Consider the following 7,452-nt stretch of genomic DNA (forward strand, 5'->3'; position numbering starts at 1 on the left):
TCAGTTCCTCCTTCGCCTTAACTGCTTCTCATTTTATACCATGTTATGTTTAGTGTCAATAGATGTTAGCTTTTCTTACATGATTTTTTTATAAATTTTTTCATTCTTTTTTCTAATGAGATTAATCATTACTTTCACACGAAAAAAGCTGTCGAAATCGACAGCTTCCCCTTAAGAAATTGTTAATAATTCTTTTTCAATTAACGCATCAATTGCAGAACAAATCGCAATCTTCACATGTGAATAAGTTAATCCACCTTGCACGTAAGCAACATAAGGCGGACGAATTGGACCATCAGCTGACAATTCAATACTTGCACCTTGAATAAACGTTCCCGCAGCCATAATTACATCATCTTCATAACCCGGCATATAGTTGGCATATGGAGTGAAGTGAGAATTAATTGGAGATGCATATTGAATCGCTTGGCAGAATGCAATCATACGATCTTTATCATCAAATTGAACAGACTGAATTAAATCTGTTCTTGGTGCATTCCATGCTGGTGATGTATTCATTCCTAACTTCTCTAAAAATGCAGCTGTAAAAATCGCACCTTTTAGCGCTTGTCCCGCTACATGCGGCGCTAAGAAGAAACCTTGATACATTTCTTGCAGACTGTATAAAGATGCCCCTGCTTCCGCACCGATTCCCGGAGATGTTAAACGATATGCACACGCTTCAACATACTGTTCTTTACCAACAATGTAACCACCAGTTTTAACAATTCCACCACCAGGGTTTTTAATAAGCGAACCTGCCATTAAATCTGCACCTACATGACATGGTTCTTGCTCTTCAATAAACTCACCATAACAGTTATCTACAAACACAACAACATCAGGTTTAATTTCTTTAACGAATGCTATCATCTCTTTAATTTGAGAAATAGTAAACGATGGACGAGTAGCATAACCTTTTGAGCGCTGAATCCCAATCATCTTCGTATTACTATGAATTGCAGTCGCAACAGCTCCAAAATCAACAAGCCCCTCTTCAGTAAGCGGAACTGCATTATAACCAATATTATATTCTTTAAATGAACCTACACCTTTTCCGCGTACACCAACGATTTCTTCTAATGTATCATACGGTTTGCCAGTGATGTACAATAACTCATCTCCCGGACGTAAAACACCGAATAACGCTGTAGAAATAGCATGAGTACCTGAAATAATTTGCGGACGAACAAGACCAGCTTCCGCTCCAAATACATCCGCATACACTTTTTCTAACGTATCACGGCCAATATCATCATAACCGTAACCTGTCGTCGGAATAAAATGCGAGTCACTAATTTTATGTTTACGGAAACTTTCTAACACTCGAAACTGATTGCTTTCAATTACTTCATCCGCGCGTTTATGTACTTCTGTAATCTGGCTCTCTACTTCTTTTACGATTGGAGCAATTTTTTCTCCATTTTTCAAACGATCAAACATTTTTATTTTCTCCTTCTTCCACTAAAAATCTCTTTAATTGCACATTAAGCGATGAATGAGCAAAAATATACCCCACGCAATTATATACAAATTTATCTTCCAGAAACTCCATCTTTGTTAATAGCGTCTCCGTCTTTAATAGCGTTAACAACTTACCTTCACTCGGTGGAATTTCCACTTGATAACGATTCATTTCTTCCTTCATTTTCGTTTCTATCGCTTCTTTTATATGCAATAAATCACTTTGTTCAAAGGCACTAGTCATTAAGAAGTCACTTTTCGGAAACGGAATAAAGTTTTGATGTAATTCATCTTTTTTATTATATAACGTAATAATAGGAATATGATTAATTTCAAGTTCTGACAATAATTGTTTTACTGTTTTCTCATGCCCTACATAATTAGGATCCGCTGAATCAACTACATGTAAAATAACATCCGCTTCACCAGCTTCTTCTAATGTCGAACGAAAAGCAGCAATTAATGACGTAGGTAAATCTTGTATAAAGCCCACCGTATCAGTTAGTAATACTGTATAACCTGAAGGTAACGGCATCTTCCTTGTCGTCGGGTCTAGCGTTGCAAACAACAAGTTTTCTTCAAACGTATCTGCTTCCGTCAATCTATTAAACAGTGTAGATTTTCCCGCATTCGTATACCCTATTAATGAAACTTGAAATACTTTATTATCTTTTCTTCTCTCACGATATCTTTTTCGATGCTCCACAACAACTGCAAGTTGTTTCTTTATTTCATCAACGCGTGATCGAATATGACGACGATCCGTCTCAAGTTTCGTCTCACCCGGCCCTCTCGTTCCAATACCACCACCAAGACGTGATAAAGACAATCCTTGCCCCATAAGACGTGGCATTGTATATTGCAACTGAGCTAATTCTACTTGAAGCTTACCTTCCCTCGACTTCGCACGTTGCGCAAAAATATCTAATATTAGTTGCGTTCGATCAATCACCCTCGCATCTAATACTGAGGATAAATTCCGAATTTGACTCGGCGTTAATTCGTTATTAAATACGATAACATCCGGTTCTAATTCTTCCGTTAACATTGTAAGCTCTTCTAATTTACCTTTACCTATATAGGTCGCCGGATGAAACTTCGGTCGTTTTTGCGTTGTAGACACTAACAATTCTGCTCGTGCAGTCTTCGCTAGCGATGCAAGCTCTTTCATGGAATGCATAAACTTTTCATCATCATCTTGTGGCAATTGACAGCCTACTAATATGACTTTTTCTTTTTCTTCCATCAAATATGTTCACTCATCCTTTTCGAAATTTAAACCTTCTAATATAATAGCAGAGGAAGCACATTTCATCTAGTTAGCGGGGGAGAAAATTCATGGCATGGGAGATTTTTAGCATCATAGGCACAATCGCTTTCGCACTAAGCGGAGCCATTGTTGCAATGGAAGAGGATTATGATATTTTCGGGGTGTATATTTTAGGAATGGCAACCGCATTTGGGGGAGGTGCCCTTCGTAATTTATTAATCGGTTATCCGATTGTCGCGTTTTGGCAACAAGACATGTTATTCCAAATCGCACTACTATCAATGACGATTATTTTTCTTTTTCCTAATAAATTAATTAGACATTGGAAAAAGTGGGAAAATATCACTGATGCTATTGGCTTATCAGCATTCGCCGTACAAGGAGCATTATATGCTCAAAAATTAAATTTACCAATTAGCGCTACAATCGTAGCAGCTGTTTTAACTGGTATTGGCGGTGGTATCATCCGCGATCTTTTAGCCCGCAGAAAACCTCTCGTCCTTCGAGCTGAAGTATATGCCTTTTGGACGATTCTAGCAGGTTTCTTAATCGGCGCTCAAATTATTGTTAGCGATTGGGCTCTATATACCTTATTCATTTTAATTGTTTGCTTCCGCATGGTTTCTATTCATTACAAATGGCATTTACCGCATAGACGTATCGATACAAAAGAACGTTCAATGCATAAATAGCAATCTAACCTCTTTACATATCGTAAAGAGGTTTTTCTTTTCTAATGAGTTTTTCTTTACATAATGTTTATACTAATCCTCAAAGCGAGGTGAATACAAATGACAAACCATGTTAATAAAGGCGCTCAAAAAAGCTCAGTAGGTCAAATTGGACACGATCCTAATTCTGCACACGAAAAAAGCGCTAAAATGGAACACTTCCATAAATCTTATCAAGAAAAAGCAAAAAAAGAGTAAAAGCACTTATACAAAGAACAGACGCACAGTTTACGTACTGTGCGTCTCCTCTTCAAGCATCAAATCACAACTTGATATCCCAATTAAATCATATTTATCATACGTATCCTCTTGCAACAACCGCATAGCCTGTGTACGAATCGATTTTTCAACAATATTCCGTACATATCTTCCATTACTAAACGATGTAATTTGCGATGAGTACTTTACGGCATGTAAATGATCTCTAAATTTCCATTCAGCCTCTTTCGATAACTGGTATTCACGTTCTTCATACATCCTCTTCCCTATTTCTAACAGCTGATTTACTGAGTAATCCGCAAATTCAATTATAAACGGAAAACGTGATTGCAGACCTGGATTTAATGAAAGAAAGTGATTCATTTCTCTTGAATATCCGGCTAATATCAATACAAAACCGTGTTGTTTATCTTCCATATGCTTTACGAGTGTATCAATTGCTTCTTTCCCAAAATCTTTTTCTCCCCCTCGGGCTAATGAATACGCCTCATCAATAAACAAAATACCTCCCATTGCTTTTTTTATTAAATCTCTTGTTTTTTGAGCTGTATGACCGATGTACTCTCCTACAAGATCCGCACGTTCAGCTTCAACTAAGTGCCCTTTTGATAGAATATTCATCTCAAACAACAATTTCCCTATCATTCTAGCAACAGTTGTCTTCCCTGTACCTGGATTCCCTTTAAACAACATATGGAGTACTTGCTTCTCAGACTTTAACCCTATTTCTTGTCTTTTTTTATTTACATAAATCCAAGCATATATTTCTTTTATTATCTTTTTTATATCATCCATCCCAATAAGCTTTCCCATTTCTTCTTCAATTCTTTGCAGCATCTCATGTTTCGTAGTAGTTTCATTTGAAATTACTGTTTTATTTTCTGCGGCTGGTAAAGAAATTTTCTTTCGATGATTTAACACAATATTAATTTGATTATTATTTTTCTTTCGCATCGATTGTTCCATACAATCACCTCATTTTATCCCGCTATTTGCGAGCAGTAAGACTCCCACCTCAAAATTCAGCAAATATTAGGAAGTTAGGCGGCAGATAATTGCCCGTAAATGCCCGATTGGTGCAGGCTAATGATCAGCGATGGATTAACAAAATCCCACTGATTAAAATTTCGCTTTATCCACTCACCAAATATTATTATTCCTGTCTCCCTTGCAAATGACTATTTTCAGAAAAGTTTGCTATAATATAAGAAATAATGAAGGTGGTGGGACTATGGAGACAACGGAATTCCATGATACAATACAAGCCTTTTCTATTTTTTTATTGAATAAAGGCCGAAAACCTTCAACCATTAAACGTTATGTTTATGACATTGAAGATTTCGGACATTGGTTAAAAAAAAACAAAAAGCTCCCTTCCAGTAATATATGGGCTACACTTTGTACAAAAGACTATGAAGATTATTTTTTCGACTTAAAAAAGAATCGACATTACTCAGAGAAAACGATGCACCGTGTATTTATTGTATTAAATAGAATGCATCACTTTCTAAACATCCCTAATCCATTAAAGAATATGGAAATTTCTATCCAACCAGACCGCAGGCTTCGCGATGAAGATTTCATTTCATCTGATGAGGAAAAAAGATTAAAACATATAGTCTCTTCATTGGAAGGACTTTCAGAAAAACAACGTCCTGTGCGCCCTTTATTGATAGATCGTAATATCGTTATTTTAAACTTATTAATCGACTATGGATTATCCTTACAGGAACTTACAGCATTAACTCTGCATCACGTCCACTTTGAAACTAACACATTATCTATCCCAGCAACCGCAGGGGTAGAAAGAACAATTACATTAACTAACGAAGACAAAAAACAACTATATGCTTATTACAAAAGCATCCCTGAACCCGTTCGTCCAAAATATCATAGCCATGACCCATTATTTATCGCATTTGATTTTAATCGTGGAACATACAGATGGGTATACGAAAATGATGCACCGAAGGGATTAACAGAAATCGCTATCCAAAAAATGATTCGCCTTGAAGTATCTAGAGCTAATTTACGCAAAGGAATCTCAGGACAACACTTTCGTAACACCTATATTTTAAACTTAATAAAAAAAGAAACTCCGGAGTCAGAAATTATAAAACTAGCTGGATTCAAATCAAAAGTTTCACTAAAACGATATTATCAATACGCAGAAAATAGAAAAAACGCCTTACGATAAGGCGTTTTTTCTATTTTTTCTTTAAACAAACGATTTTACTATGACCATTTAACTAATTTTTGCATCTACTATGATGAGTTTCGTTCATATCCTCATGAGAAAGGAGAGATTTAATGTCTCATTTTAACGACAGTCAGAACAAATTCTCCAAACCATGCTTTCCAAGTAGCGCCGGACGAATCCCAAATACCCCATCAATCCCAGTTACTAAGGTACAACTTAGAACATTCCGTGCAATCATTATTGATTTAACAAAAACAATCCCAAAACTTTTCGCAAATCCATCTCCTCAAAACATTGAAGATCTAATCGATACATTGAACCTACTAAGTAAATTTATTTGTTCACTAGACGCTACTTCCTCCCTGAAAGCACAAGGGTTAGCTATTATTAAAAACTTAATAACTATATTAAAAAATCCAACCTTCGTAGCAAGCGCTGTATTTATCGAGCTTCAAAATCTAATTAATTATTTACTATACATTACAAAACTATTCCGAATCGACCCTTGCACACTTCAAGAGCTTCTTAAATTAATAGCAGCATTACAAACCGCTCTAGTTAATTCTGCTTCATTCATTAAAGGACCTACCGGGCCTACTGGGCCTACTGGGCCAGCAGGCGCTACTGGCGCTACCGGACCTCGAGGTAATACGGGCGCTACTGGTGCTACCGGACCTCGAGGTAACACGGGCACTACTGGTGCTACCGGACCTCGAGGTAACACGGGCGCTACTGGTGCTACCGGACCTCAAGGTAACACGGGCGCTACTGGTGCCACTGGGCCTCAAGGTAACACGGGCGCTACTGGTGCCACTGGGCCTCGAGGTAACACAGGCGCTACTGGTGCTACCGGTGCCACTGGGCCTCAAGGTAACACGGGCGCTACTGGTGCCACTGGACCTCAAGGCGTTCAAGGTAACACGGGCGCTACTGGTGCTACTGGACCTCAAGGCGTTCAAGGTAACACGGGCGCTACTGGTGCTACTGGACCTCAAGGTGTTCAAGGTAATACAGGTGCTACTGGTGCCACTGGGCCTCAAGGTAACACGGGTGCTACTGGTGCCACTGGACCTCAAGGTATTCAAGGTAACACGGGTGCTACTGGTGCCACTGGGCCTCAAGGTAACACGGGTGCTACTGGTGCCACTGGGCCTCAAGGCGTTCAAGGTAACACAGGTGCTACTGGTGCTACCGGTGCCACGGGACCTCAAGGCGTTCAAGGTAACACGGGCGCTACTGGTGCCACTGGACCTCAAGGTATTCAAGGTAACACGGGTGCTACTGGGCCTCAAGGTAACACAGGTGCTACCGGTGCCACGGGACCTCAAGGTAACACGGGTGCTACTGGTGCCACTGGGCCTCAAGGTAACACAGGTGCTACCGGTGCCACTGGTATAGGAGTTACCGGACCTACCGGACCTTCTGGTGGGCCTCCTGGACCTACTGGTCCTCAAGGACCTCAAGGTAACACTGGTGCTACTGGTGCCACGGGTGCCACTGGTCCTCAAGGTGTTCAAGGTAACACTGGTGCCACTGGTGCTACTGGACCTCAAGGCGTTCAAGGTAAC

The 7,452-nt window shown here is 39.2% G+C and carries 7 protein-coding genes; 4 read left to right on the top strand and 3 right to left on the bottom strand.

Annotated elements, in window-relative coordinates; translation table 11 throughout:
• Positions 1 to 171 precede the first annotated feature (171 nt).
• The gene (locus tag CER22_RS13735; protein ID WP_000460307.1) at positions 172 to 1,443 is read right to left on the bottom strand and encodes a methionine gamma-lyase family protein; all 1,272 of its coding nucleotides are present in this window, start codon (positions 1,441 to 1,443) and stop codon (positions 172 to 174) included.
• A complete protein-coding gene (gene hflX, locus CER22_RS13740; RefSeq protein ID WP_141555657.1) occupies positions 1,436 to 2,710 on the bottom strand; it encodes a GTPase HflX in 1,275 nt (424 codons plus the stop codon). Before hflX ends, CER22_RS13735 begins: the two co-directional genes overlap by 8 nt.
• A gap of 92 nt (positions 2,711 to 2,802) precedes the next feature.
• On the opposite strand from hflX, the gene CER22_RS13745 reads away from it, so the two are divergent.
• Positions 2,803 to 3,426, top strand: a complete 624-nt coding sequence (locus CER22_RS13745; RefSeq protein WP_000312270.1) for a trimeric intracellular cation channel family protein — start codon at positions 2,803 to 2,805, stop codon at positions 3,424 to 3,426.
• Between the two features lie 99 nt (positions 3,427 to 3,525).
• Entirely contained in the window at positions 3,526 to 3,663 is a 138-nt protein-coding gene (locus tag CER22_RS33060; protein ID WP_165775587.1) for a hypothetical protein, read from the top strand.
• 30 nt (positions 3,664 to 3,693) lie between these two features.
• Here the strand turns inward: CER22_RS33060 and spoVK are convergent, their stop codons facing one another.
• Complete coding sequence (gene spoVK, locus CER22_RS13750) at positions 3,694 to 4,650, bottom strand: stage V sporulation protein K (RefSeq protein WP_087982006.1); 957 nt, start codon at positions 4,648 to 4,650, stop codon at positions 3,694 to 3,696.
• 265 nt (positions 4,651 to 4,915) lie between these two features.
• Here spoVK and CER22_RS13755 point away from each other — a divergent pair, with 265 nt between their 5' ends.
• Entirely contained in the window at positions 4,916 to 5,881 is a 966-nt protein-coding gene (locus tag CER22_RS13755; protein ID WP_088608941.1) for a tyrosine-type recombinase/integrase, read from the top strand.
• Between the two features lie 113 nt (positions 5,882 to 5,994).
• A partial coding sequence (locus CER22_RS13760; protein ID WP_142293480.1) for a collagen-like repeat preface domain-containing protein occupies positions 5,995 to 7,452 on the top strand: 1,458 nt, incomplete at its 3' end.

Source organism: Bacillus sp. K2I17, from assembly GCF_002209985.1.
Taxonomy (GTDB): domain Bacteria; phylum Bacillota; class Bacilli; order Bacillales; family Bacillaceae_G; genus Bacillus_A; species Bacillus_A wiedmannii.

Coding starts and splice junctions, on each gene's coding strand:
- CER22_RS13735 (WP_000460307.1), bottom strand. CDS start 1,443: ATGTTTGATCGTTTGAAAAATGGAGAAAAAATTGCTCCAATCGTAAAA.
- hflX (WP_141555657.1), bottom strand. CDS start 2,710: ATGGAAGAAAAAGAAAAAGTCATATTAGTAGGCTGTCAATTGCCACAA.
- CER22_RS13745 (WP_000312270.1), top strand. CDS start 2,803: ATGGCATGGGAGATTTTTAGCATCATAGGCACAATCGCTTTCGCACTA.
- CER22_RS33060 (WP_165775587.1), top strand. CDS start 3,526: ATGACAAACCATGTTAATAAAGGCGCTCAAAAAAGCTCAGTAGGTCAA.
- spoVK (WP_087982006.1), bottom strand. CDS start 4,650: ATGGAACAATCGATGCGAAAGAAAAATAATAATCAAATTAATATTGTG.
- CER22_RS13755 (WP_088608941.1), top strand. CDS start 4,916: ATGGAGACAACGGAATTCCATGATACAATACAAGCCTTTTCTATTTTT.